Annotated in this window: 16 protein-coding genes; 7 read left to right on the forward strand and 9 right to left on the reverse strand. The window is 36.7% G+C overall.

Annotated features, from left to right (window positions below; all coding sequences use genetic code 11):
* Positions 1-35: 35 nt before the first annotated feature.
* A complete protein-coding gene (locus tag RCJ95_RS08750; RefSeq protein WP_274771003.1) occupies positions 36-1,226 on the forward strand; it encodes a coenzyme F420-0:L-glutamate ligase in 1,191 nt (396 codons plus the stop codon).
* A gap of 185 nt (positions 1,227-1,411) precedes the next feature.
* Here RCJ95_RS08750 and RCJ95_RS08755 read toward each other — a convergent pair whose 3' ends face one another.
* On the reverse strand, positions 1,412-2,050 hold the full coding sequence (locus RCJ95_RS08755; protein ID WP_221682407.1) for an RNA ligase family protein: 639 nt from the start codon (positions 2,048-2,050) through the stop codon (positions 1,412-1,414).
* A 24-nt stretch (positions 2,051-2,074) separates the two neighbouring features.
* A complete protein-coding gene (locus tag RCJ95_RS08760; RefSeq protein ID WP_221682408.1) occupies positions 2,075-3,031 on the reverse strand; it encodes an AAA family ATPase in 957 nt (318 codons plus the stop codon).
* A gap of 438 nt (positions 3,032-3,469) precedes the next feature.
* Here RCJ95_RS08760 and helD point away from each other — a divergent pair, with 438 nt between their 5' ends.
* The gene (gene helD / locus RCJ95_RS08765) at positions 3,470-5,773 is read left to right on the forward strand and encodes an RNA polymerase recycling motor HelD (RefSeq protein ID WP_446722117.1); all 2,304 of its coding nucleotides are present in this window, start codon (positions 3,470-3,472) and stop codon (positions 5,771-5,773) included.
* Positions 5,774-5,824: 51 nt separating this feature from the next.
* Here helD and RCJ95_RS08770 read toward each other — a convergent pair whose 3' ends face one another.
* The 5 genes from RCJ95_RS08770 to RCJ95_RS08790 form a co-directional block, all read right to left on the reverse strand.
* Positions 5,825-6,580 carry an amino acid ABC transporter ATP-binding protein gene (locus RCJ95_RS08770; RefSeq protein WP_048395482.1) on the reverse strand — a complete coding sequence of 252 codons (756 nt, stop codon included), beginning with the start codon at positions 6,578-6,580 and terminating at the stop codon, positions 5,825-5,827.
* 13 nt (positions 6,581-6,593) lie between these two features.
* On the reverse strand, positions 6,594-7,295 hold the full coding sequence (locus RCJ95_RS08775; protein ID WP_446722118.1) for an amino acid ABC transporter permease: 702 nt from the start codon (positions 7,293-7,295) through the stop codon (positions 6,594-6,596).
* A gap of 12 nt (positions 7,296-7,307) precedes the next feature.
* Positions 7,308-8,015 (reverse strand): amino acid ABC transporter permease, encoded by a 708-nt coding sequence (locus RCJ95_RS08780; RefSeq protein WP_221682411.1) that lies wholly within the window; start codon positions 8,013-8,015, stop codon positions 7,308-7,310.
* Between the two features lie 82 nt (positions 8,016-8,097).
* Positions 8,098-8,961, reverse strand: a complete 864-nt coding sequence (locus RCJ95_RS08785; RefSeq protein WP_048395478.1) for a transporter substrate-binding domain-containing protein — start codon at positions 8,959-8,961, stop codon at positions 8,098-8,100.
* A 3-nt stretch (positions 8,962-8,964) separates the two neighbouring features.
* Complete coding sequence (locus tag RCJ95_RS08790; protein ID WP_446722119.1) at positions 8,965-10,164, reverse strand: acyl-CoA dehydrogenase family protein; 1,200 nt, start codon at positions 10,162-10,164, stop codon at positions 8,965-8,967.
* 282 nt (positions 10,165-10,446) lie between these two features.
* Here RCJ95_RS08790 and RCJ95_RS08795 point away from each other — a divergent pair, with 282 nt between their 5' ends.
* Positions 10,447-11,193, forward strand: coding sequence for a hypothetical protein (locus tag RCJ95_RS08795; RefSeq protein ID WP_446722120.1), 747 nt, complete (start codon positions 10,447-10,449; stop codon positions 11,191-11,193).
* 87 nt (positions 11,194-11,280) lie between these two features.
* Here RCJ95_RS08795 and RCJ95_RS08800 read toward each other — a convergent pair whose 3' ends face one another.
* A complete protein-coding gene (locus tag RCJ95_RS08800; RefSeq protein WP_048395473.1) occupies positions 11,281-11,661 on the reverse strand; it encodes a VOC family protein in 381 nt (126 codons plus the stop codon).
* Between the two features lie 225 nt (positions 11,662-11,886).
* Between RCJ95_RS08800 and RCJ95_RS08805 the strand changes: the two genes are divergently transcribed.
* Both RCJ95_RS08805 and RCJ95_RS08810 read left to right on the forward strand, forming a co-directional pair.
* Complete coding sequence (locus tag RCJ95_RS08805) at positions 11,887-13,836, forward strand: methyl-accepting chemotaxis protein (protein ID WP_320940148.1); 1,950 nt, start codon at positions 11,887-11,889, stop codon at positions 13,834-13,836.
* Between the two features lie 279 nt (positions 13,837-14,115).
* The gene (locus tag RCJ95_RS08810; RefSeq protein WP_221682416.1) at positions 14,116-16,065 is read left to right on the forward strand and encodes a methyl-accepting chemotaxis protein; all 1,950 of its coding nucleotides are present in this window, start codon (positions 14,116-14,118) and stop codon (positions 16,063-16,065) included.
* Between the two features lie 61 nt (positions 16,066-16,126).
* Here the strand turns inward: RCJ95_RS08810 and RCJ95_RS08815 are convergent, their stop codons facing one another.
* Positions 16,127-16,546, reverse strand: a complete 420-nt coding sequence (locus tag RCJ95_RS08815; protein WP_446722121.1) for a VOC family protein — start codon at positions 16,544-16,546, stop codon at positions 16,127-16,129.
* Between the two features lie 235 nt (positions 16,547-16,781).
* On the opposite strand from RCJ95_RS08815, the gene guaC reads away from it, so the two are divergent.
* Both guaC and RCJ95_RS08825 read left to right on the forward strand, forming a co-directional pair.
* Positions 16,782-17,765, forward strand: a complete 984-nt coding sequence (guaC, locus tag RCJ95_RS08820; RefSeq protein ID WP_004233490.1) for a GMP reductase — start codon at positions 16,782-16,784, stop codon at positions 17,763-17,765.
* Positions 17,766-17,959: 194 nt separating this feature from the next.
* A complete protein-coding gene (locus RCJ95_RS08825) occupies positions 17,960-19,690 on the forward strand; it encodes a methyl-accepting chemotaxis protein (RefSeq protein WP_221682418.1) in 1,731 nt (576 codons plus the stop codon).
* Positions 19,691-19,694: the final 4 nt, after the last annotated feature.

The following is a 19,694-nucleotide window of genomic DNA, read 5'->3' on the forward strand; positions in this document are numbered from 1 at the left end:
TCACTTTACGCTAGATAGAATGAGGAGAGATTAAATTGGAACGTGTAATCGGTACAGTTGTAAGAGGTCTTCGTGGTCCTATTATTAATGAAGGCGATAATATTGAACAAATTGTTGTAGATACAGTGTTAAATGCAGCACATATTGAAGGATATGCAATCGAGGATCGTGATATTGTGACAGTAACTGAATCTGTCGTGGCACGTGCACAAGGAAACTATGCTACGATTGATGATATTGCCATAGATGTAGCGGCTAAGTTTGGTGATGATACGGTAGGGGTTATTTTCCCCATATTAAGTCGAAACCGCTTCGCCAATTGTTTACGAGGCATTGCTAAAGGTGTAAAAAAGGTAGTATTAATGCTAAGCTACCCATCTGATGAAGTGGGTAATCACCTTGTAGATATTGATGAGCTCGATGTAAAAGGCATTAACCCATGGATGGATACACTCAATGAGGTTGAATTCCGCGAGCATTTTGGCTATAAAAAACACACATTTACTGGTGTAGATTATATTGAATACTATAAAGAGTTAATTGAAGCAGAAGGGGCTACGTGTGAGGTCATCTTCTCAAATAATCCAAAAACAATTTTAAATTACACAAAGAGTATCTTAACGTGTGATATTCATTCACGCTTCCGCACAAAACGTATTCTAACAGCGAACGGTGCTGAAAAGGTTTACAGCCTTGATAATATTTTAGCTGAATCAATTAATGGCTCTGGTTTCAATGCTGAGTACGGTCTACTTGGCTCGAACAAAGCAACAGAGGATAGTGTTAAATTATTCCCACATACTTGCCAACCAATTGTTGATGGAATCCAAGCAAAAATTAAAGAAGCTACAGGAAAAACAGTAGAAGTTATGATTTATGGTGACGGCGCATTCAAAGATCCTGTGGGTAAAATTTGGGAGCTTGCAGATCCTGTTGTATCCCCGGCATTTACCGCTGGATTACATGGAACACCGAACGAGGTTAAATTGAAATATTTAGCGGACAATGATTTTGCAGACCTTCGAGGTGAAGAACTAAAGGCTGCTATTTCTGAATACATTCAAAATAAAGATGAAGATTTAACAGGTCAAATGGCTGCACAAGGAACAACGCCTCGTCGATTAACAGACCTTATCGGTTCCTTATCTGACCTTACATCTGGTTCGGGTGACAAAGGAACACCAATGATTTACATTCAAGGCTACTTCGATAATTACACTAAATAAACAAACAAAAATGAACTCTCGTCCTCAAGAAGAGAGTTCATTTTTTTATGGCGAGGATAACAGGAATCGAACCCGTAGTCCCATTGGAAAGGGATATGCACTCCATGCACCTACCTCGTAATAGATGATTGTTGAATGCTTGCTATAGTATTACATTGTGCTCAGTCCCTTCTTTTCTTAATTGGTTAGGATTTTAATTTATTTGGAATAATTTCTTCTCTTAGCCAATGCTCACTTGTTTGAACATGTTTCGGTCTCACAAACTTTCCTAAATTATAGCGGAAATCTTCGTAATGGAATGAGCTAGTATTTCTAATGACATACCCCTCTTGTTCCCCTTCAAAGAATGATTTTCCAGTGAATGTACGTTTTATCTGTTCTTCGTCAAAAATTCCTCGGTATAAAACAGGCACTGTTTCTATACCTAACTCTGCAGCAAAGGCAACGGTTTCATCCCAGCTCAAACAAATATTTTCTTCGTTCCAAATACTAAACAAGTAGAAATAGCTTGTTAATCCTTGATAATAAATAGAATGCTTGGCATAAACATTTTCACCACATAAGCGCCAGTCCTTTGGAATCCGATACGCAAAATTCGCGTGAAATGTTTTTACCCAATGTCTTGTAGGATGGTTGGCTGAATGAATACTTCTAGCATGCATATAGTCTCTGTAAAGTGTTGTCCCTTCTCCATCTAACTTTTCAGTGACAACAACCTCTTTTCCAATAAAATGATTCACATTTCTAGCAACTTTATCATCATCGGTGTAGCCTCTGCTCCACGGTAAATGAAAACTTCTTGGGTATTTCATGAATTTCGTCATATTTTCACCTCCCTTTCCTAATGTCTATTTGGCAAATTGATCTGCCTCACGGAAAAAATAAAGCCTTGTTAATAAATCACCGTCTAATAAATGATAAATTTGGCTTCCCCCTCTATCTCCCCCATACTGGATTAACATATGATATTGCACTAAATGAACAACCTTTAATACAAGTTCCTTTTCAAAGCCCAACTCTAATAGAAAATGGCAAACCAGTTGAGCAGATACATTTTCATGTCCAAAATAACCATAACGCTGTTGCAAAGGTTTATATTTTTTACAAAATGGTTTACCGACATCATGAAACAATGCAGCTATTTGTAGAGCTAGTTTATCGCTTTCTAAGTAGTACTCATTGATATACGCGTACACAAAATACGTATGCTGACATAGCAAAAATTGATGGAATGGATTTTCTTGATCGAATTGATAAATTTCTTTGAAAAGTGGGACTGCTTGAAGTGTTTGAAAAAGCTCTTCATAGGTGGGGTGGCCTTGTATGAGTGAAATAAACTGTTGTCGAGAAAGATCATAGGGACTTGATTCATGGACAATATGCAATTCATTAAATCCTTCTCCTAGTGTTGGGAATTCTAAATGCTTTCTCATTTTTTCCATCACGATTAATGGTACATGCCTTTTCCTTTGCTGGTTTCTGGCTACACAGATTGAATAAGGTGTATCAAAGTAATAACATACCTTTAGCACTGTACTTGGTATTTTACGAAGTGCAAACATCCTGCGCTCTCGTTCAATATTGGTTGCATCCACAATGACAGAAAATCCTTTTGCCACTAAATCATTAAGACGTTCATATAACGTACGAAAGACTATACGTGATTTTTGCTTCGTTGAATCTCCAAATAACTCCTGGCGTATAGCGTCGCTTGATAGGACAATTGCATTTTCATTTTTAGCTAACTGTTTCACAAATGTACTTTTTCCACTACCCGGCAACCCCACTGTAAAGATTACCTTCATTCTTTTCACCTCCCTTCAAGTTTCTATATCGTATGACATGCCACATTCTTTAGTGTCTCTATAGCATTTCATTCACTTATTTTTAATAACAATTTATTATAATCAGTCATAATATGAAGCAATATTACATATAAAAAAGACGGCTCCACCTTTTTGTAGAGCAGTCTCTGTATATCAATATCTTATTACCTTACACATTTATTGTATCATAAATTTACAATAATTTCTAGACTATACTTCTTTCCGAAGTAGATGTATGATAAATTTCCTGCTTCAATCCCCCCATATCACCTGCATTTGGATACTTTCACTATATTCTAATTGGTGGTTGGACAAACAATTAAAATAGCATCACAATTACCTTCTTCTCACCATCTATTGAGGTGAGGGTTACTGTCAAAGGAAGCAAATAACTATGGAGAGGAATGTGAGTAAACGTTGGAAAATCAAAAAGAATGGCTGGAAGAAAAGCATCACCTTGAGGATTCTTTAAACATTATTGTTCATAAAATAAAAGAGTTAGAGCATAAAGAAAAAGGCTTTAAAGAAAATGCTGTTGTCTTAAAGAAATCCTTTTGGAACGATGTGAGAGTCAATCTAGATACCGCTGAGGATGTAGACGAAACCTTTTTTGCAATTAAGCAGCAGGCAGAGCTTTTATCTGACTCAGAGCTTGCACAGGAACGTGCAATTCGTAATGTAAAGGTATATGAACGTTTACAACAGTCACCCTATTTTGCTCGTATTGACTTTTTACAAGATGGGCAACAAGACCCTTTAAAAATTTATATCGGTGTAGCCACATTATTAGATAAACAGGATGAAAATATCGTCATTTTTGATTGGCGAGCGCCTATATCGAGTATGTATTATGATTACACACCTGGTGATGCATCCTACGAAACATTAGGTGAAGAAATTCATGGAGAAATGCTGTTAAAACGGCAATTTATCATTAAAAATGGTCAACTACAATCCATGTTTAATACAGGCCTTACAATTGGTGATGACCTATTGCTCGATATCCTTGCCCAAAATGCAAATGAGCATATTCGTAGTATTGTTGCGACAATCCAAGCAGAGCAAAATAAAATTATTCGCCATGTAAATTCACGCTATCTTATTGTCGAAGGCGTTGCAGGTAGTGGCAAAACAGCTGTAGCCTTACAGCGGGTAGCTTATCTTCTTTACCGTTATCGTGATGAAATGACAGCCGATCAAATATTGCTAATTACACCTAATCAACTTTTTAATCAATATGTTCATTCAGTCTTACCTGATTTAGGTGAAGATAATATGCAGCAGTTAACGTTTATAGAATATGCTGAAAAGCGATTAGGTAAACAGTTTCAATTGGAATATCCTTATGAGCAACTTGAAGATCTGTTAACAGAAAAAGATGATGCTCAGTATCAAACAAAATTAAGCATCATTTCATTTAAAGCGAGCCTCACTTTTAAACATTTGCTGGATCAGTATGTTCGTTATTTATCTGATAAAGGCTTGTTATTTAAAAATATCGTTTTTCGCGGTGAACGTATTATTACTGCACAGGAGATTTCCGAATACTTCTATTCTTTCCCTTCTACTATGTCGATACCAGATCGTCTACAATTAGTAAAAGAATGGTTATTGCAACGGCTAACGAAATTGGAAAAGGCTGAGCGTACAAAGGAGTGGGTAGAAGAAGCTACTGAGCTATTAGATAAAGAAGACTACTCCAAATCATATAGTGAACTTTTATATGAAGGGCGTTATACTGAAAATTCATTTGATGATTTTGATCAAGAACGCTATAAATTAGCAAGACAAATTGTCAAAAAACACTTTAAACCATTACGTAACTCCGTTCACCAGTTAAAGTTTGTCCATATGTTGGGTACATATCGACAGCTCTTTGATTTGAATAGTTCTATTAACAAGGTTTTACAACACCTTAAGCCAGACAACTGGGAGGACATTTGTCTACAAACACTCCCTAATTTAGCAAAGCGTTTGATTGCCTATGAGGATGCTGCACCATTTTTATACTTACAGGACAAAATTGAAGGACAACAGACCAATAGGATGATCCGTCATGTATTAATTGATGAAGCACAGGATTATTCACCATTCCAACTTACTGTATTACAGCAGTTATTCCCAAAAACACGTATGACCATTTTAGGTGATGGCCATCAAACGATTCATCCACATACCTTTAATAATCCTTCTCTACTGGACACTCCATTATATGGTGAGCAGGCAGAAAAAATGATATTAACAAAAAGCTATCGTTCGACAAAGCAAATCATACAACTCACTTCCAAAATTTTAAATGACGGTAGTGAAGTAGAAGCTTTTAATCGAACTGGCCCCGAACCATCGATTACTATTGTGCCAAATGAAGTGGAATTAATGGATCAAATTATTCAAAACATCAACCATTTATCTGTTGAATTCGAAACAATTGCTGTCATCTGTAAAACTGCAGCCGAGTGCTCTGCTGTTTACAAGCAATTAAACAATCGAGTAGATATTCAATTGATCAATCATCATACAAAGCAGTTTAAAAAGGGTATTTTATTACTTCCAGCTTATATGGCAAAAGGCATCGAATTTGATGCGGTCATCATCTATAATGCATCTGCAGCTAATTACTCAAGAGAAAGCGAACGGTACTATTTCTATACGGCGTGTACGAGAGCTATGCATGAGCTGCACATTTATTCCATTAATAAATTAACGTATTTCCTTCAATAATAGGTAACAGGAGAATCTGTAAATAACAGATTCTCCTGTTCTATTGCTGTTTTATATATAGAACGTATAGTCTTCTGGAATGACACGTTTTAAAAATTTCTTCGTTCGCTCCTCTTTTGGGCTGACGAAAATATCATGAGGGCTACCTTCCTCTACAACCACTCCTCCATCCATGAAAATTACGCGATTGGCAACATCTTTGGCAAAGCCCATTTCATGTGTTACTACAAGCATTGTTGTACCCTCCGCTGCAATATTTTTCATGACCTGTAGAACCTCACCTACCAATTCAGGGTCAAGTGCGGACGTTGGTTCATCAAATAAAATAATATCAGGATTCAAAGCAACAGCTCGTGCAATACCAACACGTTGCTGTTGACCTCCTGACAACTGACTCGGATAGGCATCATATTTGTCTGATAAACCTACTTTATCAAGTGCCTTTTTACCAATTTCCACAGCCTGTGCTTTAGGAATTTTACGTCCAATGATTAACCCTTCTGTTACATTCTCTAATGCCGTTTTATTAGTGAATAGATTATAGTTTTGAAAGACAAATGCGACACGTTGGCGAATTGCATGCACGTCTTTTTTCTTTACATGTTGAAAATCAACCTGAATATCACCAAATGTCGCATGGCCTTGATCAGCCTTCTCTAAAAAATTGATACAACGTAATAATGTTGTTTTTCCTGAGCCACTGGGGCCTAAAATAACAACAACATCCCCTTTATCAATAGCTAAATCAACACCCTTTAAAATTTCATTGCCACCAAATGATTTATGAATATTTTTAATTTCTAACATGCTCGTTCACCCCTTAGACATTTGCCATTTTGTATTTGCTTAAATATTTTTCATAACGCTTAAACAAGTATTCAACCGTACTACATAAAATTAAGTACACAATAAAGATATCCAAATAGGCCTCTACATAATTGTAGCCAACGTTTGCCGCTACTTTTGCCTTCAGTGTAATTTCCGGAAGCGACATTGCGTAGCCTAGCGATGTAGCTTTAATGAGATTAACAGTAGCTGTGCAAATATTCGGCAATGCCACTACTAATGCCTGTGGAATGATGATGCGAGTATATGCTTGGAATGTTGACAAACCTACTGAGTGTGCAGCCTCTAGTTGCCCCTTTTCAATGGTACTTAACGCCGATCGAAAGACCTCAATTAAAATGGCTGTTGAGCTGAATGCAAATACAATAAACGCATACCAAATTGGATTGATTTTATAAATATCATACGCAATATGATATTTTTCAAAAATAATTTTTAACATTAACGGTATACTGCTATAGATAATGAAAATTTGTATTATAATCGGCGTTCCTCGAACAAAAGAAACATAAATCTTCGTTAGGTGATGGATAACTGGAATTTTATTGATCCTAGTTAGTGCTAGCAAAAACCCCAGTGGCAAAGCTATCACCAAAGCAACAACTGTGACTAGAAGCGCGATAGGTACACCAGACAAAGCTACGAAAAATGTTTCAAGTAAAAATTGATAATTCACCTTCACGCCTCCTTAAGTTGTTTCTAGGGTCTTCTTACCCTTGCCAAATACCTTTTCTAATATAGTAAATATTTTTTCTATAATAATAGATAACACCCAATAAATAATAGCCAATGCAATATAAATTTCTAAGGCATGAGCATTGATGTTACTTGCTATAATTAGATTTGCCTTACCTACAATATCAATTAGACCAATAGTATAAGCGAGTGCACCTTCTTGTAATAAAGCAATCATGCCATTTCCAAAGTTTGGTAAAGCAACAACCAGTGCCTGTGGAAAAATAATTCGACGATAGGCTTGGAATGGTGTTAGCCCTACACTAACGGCTGCTTCAAACTGCCCTTTTGGAATGGCTAAGTAGGCAGACCGTATCACCTCAGACATGATTGCCGCGAATTGTAAGGTGAAGGTTACAACAACAAATATGGCCGTTTCAATTGAATGGAGATTAAGACCAACATTTTCTGCTAATGCTGGGACGCCATAATAGACAAGAAATAACAAAACAATGGAGGGTGTACAACGCATAATCGTTGTATACAGATTGGCGAATTTAGTTAGCCACTTGACTGAAGATAGCTTAGCTGCCGCCAGCAATAAGCCGAATAGGGTACCTAAGATAATGGAGGACCCTGCAACTAAGAACGTAATTTTTAAAAATGGCAATAACACTGGGACTGCGTTCCAAATGTAGGTTGCGTCAAAATATTTATCCATTTCCTCACCAACTTTTGTTTTTATGAATAAAGACTGCTGAGCATTACTGACTCAACAGCCTAACTATTCGTTCCGATTTAAACTAACGATTTACGTTTTCCAGTACTTCAAATAAATCACGGCCATAGAATTTTGTACTTAATTCATTTGTTTTCTTTTGTTCTTTAACCTGAGCTATTGCTTTATCATAAGCGTCAGCAAATTCTTGCTCTTTTTTATTGAACAGTGGCCATGTTTTTATAACAGCAAATTCGTTATAGACAACGTCATCTTTTAGGTTATAATATGGGCCATCTTCTGCAAGTACTTGTTGTTTAAATGGTCCTTCAATCATGACACCACCATCAACACGACCTTCATTTACCCACTGCACTACATCAACAGTAAATGCGTCACCAGCCTCAAGTTTTACTTTATTATCTGGATTTGCCGTATTATATTCATCGATAATTGTATATTGAGCATTATTTGCAGCAATTGGTGCTAAAGAATAGCCCTTTTTCGCAAAATCTGCTAATGTTTTCACGCCTTCATCTTCTTTACGCAAAACTAAACCTGCGCTACTTAAACCTAAGAATTCCTTCGGGAAAATAAATTTCTCTGTACGTTCCTGAGTAAAGAATGCGTTTTTAACCCCTACTTGATATTTCCCTTGCTCCACACCAATTAATAAATCATCACTTGTTGTACCTACATACTCAAATTGATAATCAGGTAACAATTCATCTACTAATTTCATTACTTCTACGTCATAACCAGTTGGATTACCATTATCGTCAATGTAACTAATAGGCTTTGAGGCTTGATCGTAGGCTACTTTTACTGTACGTACCTTTTCGCCATCACCCGAATCTTTATCTGCAGACTCTCCTGAATTACAACCTGCTAATAATGCGATAGAAGCCAAACCAATTGCTGCAAATTGAAAAATCTTATTCTTCTTCATATGTCATTTCTCCTTATTTTTCACGTGATTTAATGATTGATTTTCACATAATTTCTGCTGTTCAATAGCGGCAGTCGCTAATTTAATAATCGTCATATCATCCATCGGTGGATTATGAAGCCCTGCACGAACATTGCGGTAATAACGTTGTAATGGATTGGATAGTTGCAAGCTTTTCGCCCCCACTACACGCATCGCTTTATCGACTATATCTATTGCCATGTTTGTTACTGTATGTTTAGCAATGGCCATTTCATTTGTTATTAGTCCACGTCTAGCAGGATCATCGTAAGCCTCAGCCACTCCGTATAAGACAAAACGTGCTTGATGGAGCTTTAATTCAATATCCCCTAAAAGCTGTTGTACGTTTGGCAATGTACTAATTGGCGCATTCAGGCTATTCGGTTGATGGTGATTAGCAAAATGAATAGCATAATCACGAGCTGCTTGTGCAATGCCTAAGTAAGTTGCTGGGATATGGAGTATCCAGCCATTTATCTTGCCACCACTCGGATGACTTGGTAACTCTACTAAATGCTCTGTTGCAATAAGCACATCTTTTAACACAAGGTCGTGGCTGCTTGTGCCTCGCATTGCAGACATCTCCCAATTCTCCTCAATGGATAGACCTGCTGAATCCTTATGAATGAGGAAGAAACCAACTTGCTGCTTTTCTTCAATCCAGGCGGAGGTAAGGAAATAATCGAGGACCGGAGATGCAGTCGTAAAAATCTTGCGCCCATTTATTAGCCAGCCACCTTTAGTAGAAATGGCATTTGTCCCTGGCCGCCCTCCTCGTGTTGGGCTACCTGTTGCCGCTTCACTAACAGCTCTATTAATCATGGCCCCTCTCTTTATTTCTTCAGCAAAAGTTATTAATAGATCATCAGTCCATAGTTTAGTTTCATAAATTTCACCGACAACGCCTAATGTCCACCCAAGGGAAAGAGAGGCATTTTCGTCATAGCTTGCTAGCGTCTCTTGTATGAGGACCATATCATAGACAGATAACCCTTCTCCGCCATATTGTTTCGGTAAAGTAAGTTGAGGATAGCCAATTTGTAAAAGTAATCGATGTGCTTCGAATGGAAAACGAGATTGCTCATCTACCTCAACAGCCTCTGCCTTGATTGGCTCAGCTAAAGCAGCTAGCTGATCTAGCCAATATCGTTGTCGCTCTGTTTTTACAAATAAATTCTTCAAATGAATCTCCTTCTTCCCAATATATATAAATCGTATAAATTTACTAAGGATTGATAGTGAAAAAAAATCTCTTGCTACATGAATGTAGTGAGATACTATTTGGTACTGAATTTTCTGATTCGTTGACACTTATAATACTTTTCGCATTAGAAAATGTCAATGGGTGAAATTCTAGTTTTTTTGTAAGTTTAATATGTATTACAAAGTTTCAATTTTTACCTTTGATTTATGCACCAAGCTTTTCTTACAACATATGCTAAGACTAATGAAAGAGGTGCATATATGACCAATAATTTAAATTCACCACTAAACGTTGGTATCATAACCCATTCGGCTCCACAAGTTATTCAAACTAAGTTTGGAGATATTAACGGGGATGGTTTTTTTGAAACCATTTTTTTAATGGGCACTAAACAGCCTGATAGTCCTTTATGGAGAAATCTAACACTGTCTATTTTTTATGGTCAAACACGACAAATGGAGCAAATTCCATTGAAACAGAATATGGGCTATAATCCGACTATTTTTTTGGGCGATTTTACTGGTAATCATATTGAGGATATTCTTGTTGTGTCTGATACAGGAGGTAGCGGTGGAATTGTTAATGGTGAGATTTTTTCCTCCATCAACAATCAAGTTCGTTCCATCTTTGATGCAGAGTCTTTTAATAATAAACTTAAATATAATGTCAATTATGTAGATCATTATAAGGCTGTTGTTCAGAGTTTTAATCCTGCTATTAAATACACAATTGATTTACAGTATAAAGGAGCCGATTACTTAGCTGAAATTTATAATTCAGATGGCACCTTGAAGCAACCGATTGAAGGCTGGGTAGATCCTTTTGGAGGACTATATCCTGTTGATTACGACCGAGATGGAACGTATGAAATTTTAGGATATCAAGAAATTGCAGGTAGATATCATGCTGATGGGTTAGGCTATGTAGAAAATATTTTAAAATGGAACGGTCATGAATTTATAATAGATCGACAAACGGTTGGTATTTTTGGTGAGGATTTATCATAGACGACAAATCTAGCTATTAAATATAGCTAAAACAGGAATCTGCTCATTTTTACTTAACTCTAACAAAAAACAAGCAGATTCCGTTTTTTACTTTTTCTTTTCAACCAAGGCAAAGTAATTATTTTCAGGGTCAGCAAAGTTAAAAACCCTACCCATTGGCATCATGACTAGATCTCCTACTTTAACGCCCTTTGCCTGAAAATCTTGGTACATCTCTTCAATTTTATCAGCGTAAAACATAATAGAAGGTGTTCCTAAATTTAGATCAGGTTGCATTTTAGCAATAATTTCTTTGTTGTGAAGCACAAAGGATGTTTGAGCTTCCTTAGTTGGTGCAATTTCAATCCAGCGCATGCCTGCCTCTTCCTGTTCAGAAATGACAACAAACCCCACTTTTTCTGTCCAAAACTTTACAATTGCATCTTGATCATTGACATATAACATTACTTGTCCAATTTGATGAATCATGACTTCATTCCCTCCTCTTTTGAGCATTAGTATACATCAAAAAGTGGCTTTATATAGCTTCTAACGCCATCAATTTAGGGAAATTTCGAACAATTGATAATGATATATATTACTAGGAAATAATTAATTCAAAGTACTTAACTTTTCTTTTATTTCTGATAGAATGAGTATTATTTACCTTTAAGGGAAAAGTATAGAATAAAACATTATGTGAGGATAATACAATTGAAACAACTAAGTTTAAGAAAAAAGCTTATTTTTTCGTTTTTAGCCATGCTTCTCATCCCAACACTATTGATTGGAATAGTATCTTACCAAAGTGCTGAACAACAAATTTCAGAGGAACAACGCGCAAGTGCGACTGAAAGTGTACGCATTCTAAATTCCAATATTACAAACATGATTGAACCAAAATTGAAAGATGTACAATATTTTTCACAAAAATTTAGTGAAACCTACTTTCTAGATGATAGCATTTTAGAACTGAAGTCATTATTAAGTGAATATGTCAACATGCACCCTGAAGTAGATTTGATATATATTGGGACTGCTGAAGGCAAACTATATGATCAGCCTGTTCAAGAGTATCCTGATGGCTTCGACCCTCGGACAAGGCCTTGGTATAAGCAGGCTTTAGCTAATAATGGGAAGACCTCAATTACTGCACCATATGTTACACAATCTACAGGTGACATTGTCATTACAATTACTCAGGCATTACCAGATGGTTCTGGCGTATTAGGATTAGATCTAAATATTTCTACATTAAGTGACATTACGAATAATATACGTATTGGAGAAACGGGCTTCGCTTCTCTTTTAGATAACAATAAAATTTACATTGCTCAGCCAGATAAAGAAAGTGGTACAGAGGCAACGGAAAGCTACATTACAAAAATTTATGAGCAGGAAAGCGGTACTATCATTGAAAAAGACCGTCACTTACAATTTGTTACGAATGAGTTAACAGGTTGGAAGGTAATTGGCACAATGTTTACTGCGGAAGCTGCAAAAGCTGCGGCATCCACATTGAACATTAATTTAATTATCATTATTATTTCCATTCTCGTTGGCGTTATTTTCATGCTCTTCATGATAAAGTCTATTGTTAACCCAATTAATCAATTGAAGCAAAGCGCATTAAAAATTAGTGACGGTAATTTAACGGAGTTTATTGAAATCCATTCTAAAGATGAAATTGGTCAGCTTGGCGAAGCCTTTATCTCTATGAAGGTAAGCTTAAAAAAATTAATTCGTAATGTTGATCAAAGCTCACAACATGTCCAAACAGCCGCTCAAAATTTATCTGCTAATGCAGAACAAAACATCGCTGCCTCAGAGCAAGTTGCTGATGCTATACAACAAATGGCAATTAGTACAGAAAAACAAACAACAGGTATTGATCAGAATGCCATTTCAGTTGAAGAGATTGCTAAAGGCGTTGTTGAAGTGGCAGACAGTTCCATGCAGGTTTCTGACCTCTCTAGCCATGCTATCCAATTGGCAGAAGAAGGTGGACAATCTGTCAAACAAACTGTACATCAAATGAATTCTATCCATAATTCTGTAACACAATCAGATACAATGATTAAAGCACTCTATGACCGCACGAAAGAGATCGGCTCCATTTTAGAAATGATTAGTGCTATTTCAGATCAAACAAATTTACTAGCACTAAATGCTGCTATAGAAGCAGCTAGAGCAGGAGAACATGGCAAAGGCTTCGCAGTAGTGGCGGATGAAGTACGCAAATTAGCAGAACAATCACATCAGTCAGCAGAGCAAATTTCTGCGCTCATTACTACTATTCAGCAGGATACGGCAAAATCTGTAGAGACAATGGTCAAAGCGTCGACAGATGTTCAAGAAGGCTTACAATTGACAGAAGAAACAAGTAGAAAATTCGAGAGCATTATTGAAAGTCTTCGGAACATCGCGCCGAAAATGGAGGATATTTCAGCATCTGCTCAAGAAATGTCTGCCGTTGTAGAAGAAGTGTCAGCGACCGCTATTGAACTTACCGATCACGCAAAATTAAATGCTGCTGCTACGGAAGAAGTTGCCGCTTCCACGGAACAAACTTTATCTTCTATGCAAGATATGGCTTCGTCTGCCAAAACCCTACTTGATATGGCGGATGAATTGCAGGGTTATGTCAATCGTTTTAAATATTAATTATTTAACTGCTAGATCTGAGTTCAAGAAAGTATTGAACTCAGATCTTTTCTATTCCAAAAAGATAGGAAATTACAAAATAAGATATTTTTCTACAAATAATAGCGTTACATAACTTTATTTTCCAGATTTTTCAGAAAATTGTGTTGATTATTATTCATTTTCCTCTTAGAATCAGATTAAACATTTGAACGACTTAGGAGACTACTAGTGTAATAAAACCAATCACATAGTTAATTGTATTACACTTCAATAATGTCGTTTAAGGAGGAATACTATATGAAACGAATTAGTTTAAGAAAGAAACTCATCTTTGCATTTTTAGTCATACTTCTCATTCCCGCACTTTTAATCGGGTATACCTCCTTTAAAAGTACCAAAAATCAAATACTAGAAGAGCAGCAAGCAAGCGCCAAGGAAAGTGTGCGTATGCTTAATAGTAATATTACCAATACAATTGCTCCTAGAGTTCATGATATCGAATATTTTGCCAAGAAAATAAATCAGTCTTATTTACAAGATGATAAAAAAGCTGAATTAAAAGGTCTTTTTCAGGAATATGTAAATACGCACCCTGAAGTAGAACTAGTATATATAGGGACTGCTGATGGGCGAATCATTGATGAACCTGTCCATGACTATGCAAGTGATTATGATCCTCGGAAACGTCCTTGGTATATAGAAGCCATTGATAATAAAGGGCATGTATCCATCACTTCTCCATACATCTCAAAATCAACAAATAACATCGTTGTGACAGTTATGCAAGCTCTTCCTGATGATTCTGGCGTAATTGCCTTAGATTTAAATATCTCTCTTCTAAGTGCACTGACAGATCAAACACGTATTGGAGAAACGGGCTTTGCCTCTCTGTTAGATAATAATAAGTTATATATTGCTCAAAAGGATAAGGAAAGTGGCACAGAGGCAACAGAAGAATATGTTTCAAAAGTTTACGAAAAACAGGAAGGTACAATTACTGAAGGTGACCGTCATTTACGCTTTGAAACAAATGAAATCACAGGTTGGAAGATAATCGGTACAATGTTCATTGCAGAGGCTACTAACGCGGCTACCTCAACCTTTACTATTACATTACTCATTATTGGTATTTCTATTATTGTTGGTATTATCTTTATGCTCTCAATGATTAAATCTATTGTTAATCCGATTAAACAACTACAGCAAAGTGCTCTGAAAATTAGTGAAGGTGATTTGACAGAGTATATTGATATTCATACGAAAGATGAAATAGGACAGCTTGCTGAGGCATTTGTCTCAATGAAAGTTAGCTTAAAAAGACTGATCCGCAATGTTGATCAAAGCTCACAACACGTTCAAACCTCGGCACAAGGTCTTTCAGCAAATGCTGAGCAAAATATCGCCGCATCTGAGCAAGTGACAGAGGCTATGCAACAGGTAGCGATTAGTACGGAAAAACAAACAACAGGAATCGATCAAAATGCTGTTTCTATTGAGGAAATTGCAAAGGGTGTTGTAGAGGTAGCAGATAGTGCCCTACAAGTTTCAGACCTATCCAGCCAGGCCATCCAATTAGCGGAAGAAGGTAGTCAATCTGTTGAGCACACTGTTAATCAAATGGTATCCATTCATGATTCTGTGGCTCAATCCGATACGATGATTAAATCCCTATTTGATCGTACAAAAGAAATTGGCTCCATTATAGAAATTATTAGCGCTATTTCAGACCAAACAAACCTTCTTGCTCTTAATGCCGCTATTGAAGCAGCACGAGCAGGTGAACACGGTAAAGGCTTTGCAGTTGTAGCAGATGAAGTACGTAAATTAGCGGAGCAATCTCATCAATCAGCAGAGCAAATTTCTACCCTGATTACAGGCATACAACAAGATACAGCTAAATCTGTACAAACGATGACGAAAGCTTCTGCAGACGTTCAAGAAGGTTTACAGCTATCCGAGGATACGAAAAAGAAATTTACAAGTATCGTTGGAAGTCTTCGAGAAATTGCTCCTAAAATGGAGGATATATCAGCTTCAGCACAAGAAATGTCTGCCGTTGTAGAGGAGGTATCCGCAACAGCGATTGAACTGTCAGATCATGCAAAACTAAACGCAGCTGCATCTGAAGAGGTTGCCGCTTCAACGGAACAAACATTATCTTCCATGCAGGAAATCGCCTCTTCTGCTAAAACATTGCTTGATATGGCTGATGAATTACAAGGCTATGTAGATCGTTTTAATTACTAAATAAGAAAGCACGATGATACTTGGTTTAGCCCTATCATCGTGCTTTTATCTTGTTATTTAATTATTCATTTACCTCATGGCTAAATTGCCATTCAACGCCAAATTTGTCTGTAAGTGAGCCGTAACATTTGCTCCAAAATGTTTCTTGAAGCCCCATTCTCACGTTACCACCTTCTTTAAGCTTATCAAATACTTGACGCATTTGCTCTTCGTCATCAGAGACAACAGCTAATGTGACATTATTCCCTGTGGAAAATGGCATGCCTGGAAATGTATCTGAGAACATAATTCTGCTACCGAATACAATAAGTCGTGTATGCATGACAAGATCTTTTGCTTCTTCTGGTAATGGATAGTCTGGATTTTGTGGTGTCTCTCCAAACGTCATAATTTCAGCCTTGTCCGTATTAAAAACGTCTTCGTAAAACGCAACTGCCTCTCGACAATTTCCATTAAAATTCAAATAAACCTCTACTGCCATTTTCAACACTCCTTTGTCATTTATTGAAACAATTCTATTGTACATGGATTACAAAACTTAACACAAATTATAACTAGAATATTTCATCTTCAAAGTAAGTTTGCTCCTTTCTTTTTAAATTTTTTATTTATTTTCACAAAAGCTTTGACATTTACTCAAAAATCATGTAAATTACCAAATGGCGAACAATTTAAATTAAATCTTAAAAAATATTCGTATTTTAGGAGTGTATATAATGGATAACGTATTTGACTATGAGGATATTCAACTAATTCCCGCAAAATGTATTGTAGAAAGTCGTTCAGAATGTGATACTTCTGTTACTTTAGGTGGTCACACTTTTAAACTTCCAGTAGTACCTGCAAATATGCAAACAATTATCGATGAAAATCTTGCTAAGAAACTTGCTGAAAACGGTTACTTTTATATCATGCACCGTTTCCAACCAGAAACTCGTCGAAACTTTATTCTAGAAATGCAAGGAAATGGCTTAATTGCTTCTATTAGCGTTGGTGTAAAAGAAGAGGAATATACATTTATCGAAGAATTAGCAGCTGCTAATTTGGTACCTGATTTTATTACAATTGATATTGCACATGGTCATTCAAACGCTGTTATTCGTATGATTCAACATATTAAAAAGCATTTACCAAAAAGCTTTGTCATTGCAGGTAATGTAGGGACACCTGAAGCGGTGCGTGAGCTTGAAAATGCTGGTGCAGATGCAACAAAAGTTGGGATTGGACCAGGTAAAGTATGTATTACTAAAATCAAAACAGGTTTTGGTACTGGCGGCTGGCAACTAGCTGCACTACGTTGGTGCGCAAAGGCTGCTACAAAACCAATTATTGCTGATGGTGGCATTCGTACACATGGAGATATCGCTAAATCTGTACGTTTTGGTGCTTCAATGGTAATGATCGGTTCATTATTCGCTGGCCATGAAGAGTCACCTGGTGAAACAATCGAAATCGAAGGTAGAACAGTGAAGGAATACTTCGGTTCTGCTTCTGAATTCCAAAAAGGCGAACGTAAAAACGTCGAAGGTAAGAAAATGTACGTTGAACATAAAGGTAGCATCAAAGATACATTAATCGAGATGCAACAAGATTTACAGTCATCTATTTCATATGCTGGTGGCACAAAGCTAGAGGCTATTCGCAATGTTGATTATGTAATCGTGAAGAACTCTATTTTTAATGGAGACAAAGTGTACTAATTGATGTAAATCGCTATATTAAGCTTCAACATCCCCCCAATTAAGAGCCGTTTTTTCTCTTGGTTGGGGGGATTTTTTTGGGACATATTTCACTTAAAATACGGTACTTATTTTCAGAATTTTCTATTTTATTAAAAAATTATATATTATAATAGAACTATATTGAAGGAATGAAGGAACGGGGGTTGTATCTTATGAAATCAGTACGTAATAAACTTGTTAGTCTTGCTATTATAGTTATTCTACTATCAACAGGACTAGTTGGAACAGTCAATTATATGGTGGTGAAAGGAGAACTCGATCAGGTAGGTCGAGATAGTCTTAAAAATGGCACACTTGGCATACTTGAACTAATTGCCCAGTTAGATACTCAAGTTCAAAATGGGAAATTAACGTTAGAAGAAGCTCAGGAAAGTGCTAGAACACAGATCGTTGGTAATAAAATTGAAGATAACAAAAGATCCATTGATAATCCGGTTAAATATGGAGATAATTTTTATTTCTACGCTTTCCAAGATAGTGGTATGGTTGAAACTCATCCATCTCTAGAAGGACAAAATATTTCAGATTTACAAACAGAGGATGGGCGCTATTTTGTACGAGAAATGATTGAAGCAGCAAATGCTGGAGGAGGATATGTACGTTATGATTGGGCCCTTCCCTCAAATCCTGATATCGTTGCGCCTAAGATTACTTATGTAGAAAAGGACAAGCATTGGGGCTGGATTATAGCAGCTGGTACATACGAAATGGACTTTAATGCAGGTACGAATAATGTTTTATACTACACACTAGGCATGACCATCCTTGCAACGATTATTGGTGTATCACTCTTCTGGTTCTTCTCTGGACGAATGACAACCTATATACGAAAAATTATGGTCATTACATCTGATATTGCTAAAGGCAAGCTAACTGGTGATGACATACCTGTTACTACAGAAGATGAACTAGGTATACTAGCTAGTAACGTGAATAATATGAAACATAGCTTACACGAAATGGTCAACAATACAAAGGATAGTGCGTCCAAAATGCGCGTTTCTTCAGAAATGCTGAGTGCAATTACTGAGGAGACGACTGCTTCTGCTGATGAAATTCATCAAGCCATCAATGATATATCTAAGGGAGCTGTAGTACAAGCTGAGGAAGCAGAAATGGCCATTAGTAAAGTAGAAACACTATCCTCACTTATCTCAAATGCTACAGATAAATATAGTGAGATTACAGAAAATATGAATATCATTAATCAATCTCAAGAAAACGGTAGACAAAAAGTAGATGTATTACTTCAAAATTCAAGTGAGTTTACGCAAGTGATTGAGGAATTAAGAACAACTTTCTCAAGTTTGACGAGCCAAATGAAAGAAATTCATCAAGTCGTACAAACAATTACATCCATTTCTGAACAAACAAATCTATTAGCACTAAATGCAAGTATTGAAGCAGCCCGTGCAGGTGAACATGGCAAAGGATTTGCTGTCGTAGCTGAGGAAGTCCGTCATTTATCTGAGGATACGAATGAAGCCACTAATCGGGTTAGAAACCTATTACAGCGTATTGAGGTCGATACCGCTAATTCAGATTCAAAAATGATACACACGCTCCAACTGTCACAAAATCAGGCAATGTCGATTACGGAAGTAAAGGGAGCCTTTACTTTCCTAGCAGACTCCATTCATGACATTACAAAGCACCTTGTTTCTTTAGACAAAGGAATGAATGACATGGCGGAAAATCGAATAGTCGTGATGAACGCCATCAATGAAATAGCAAGTGTCGCTACACAATCTGCCGCAGCTACCGAACAAATTAACGCTTCTATTGACGAACAAAAGTCAGCAGTGACATCTATCATGCACTCCTCTATGGAGCTTCATACAGAGGCAGAGCGTATGTACGACTTGGTAGAACGCTTTACATGATAAA

It is taken from the genome of Lysinibacillus sp. BSL11, assembly GCF_052928325.1.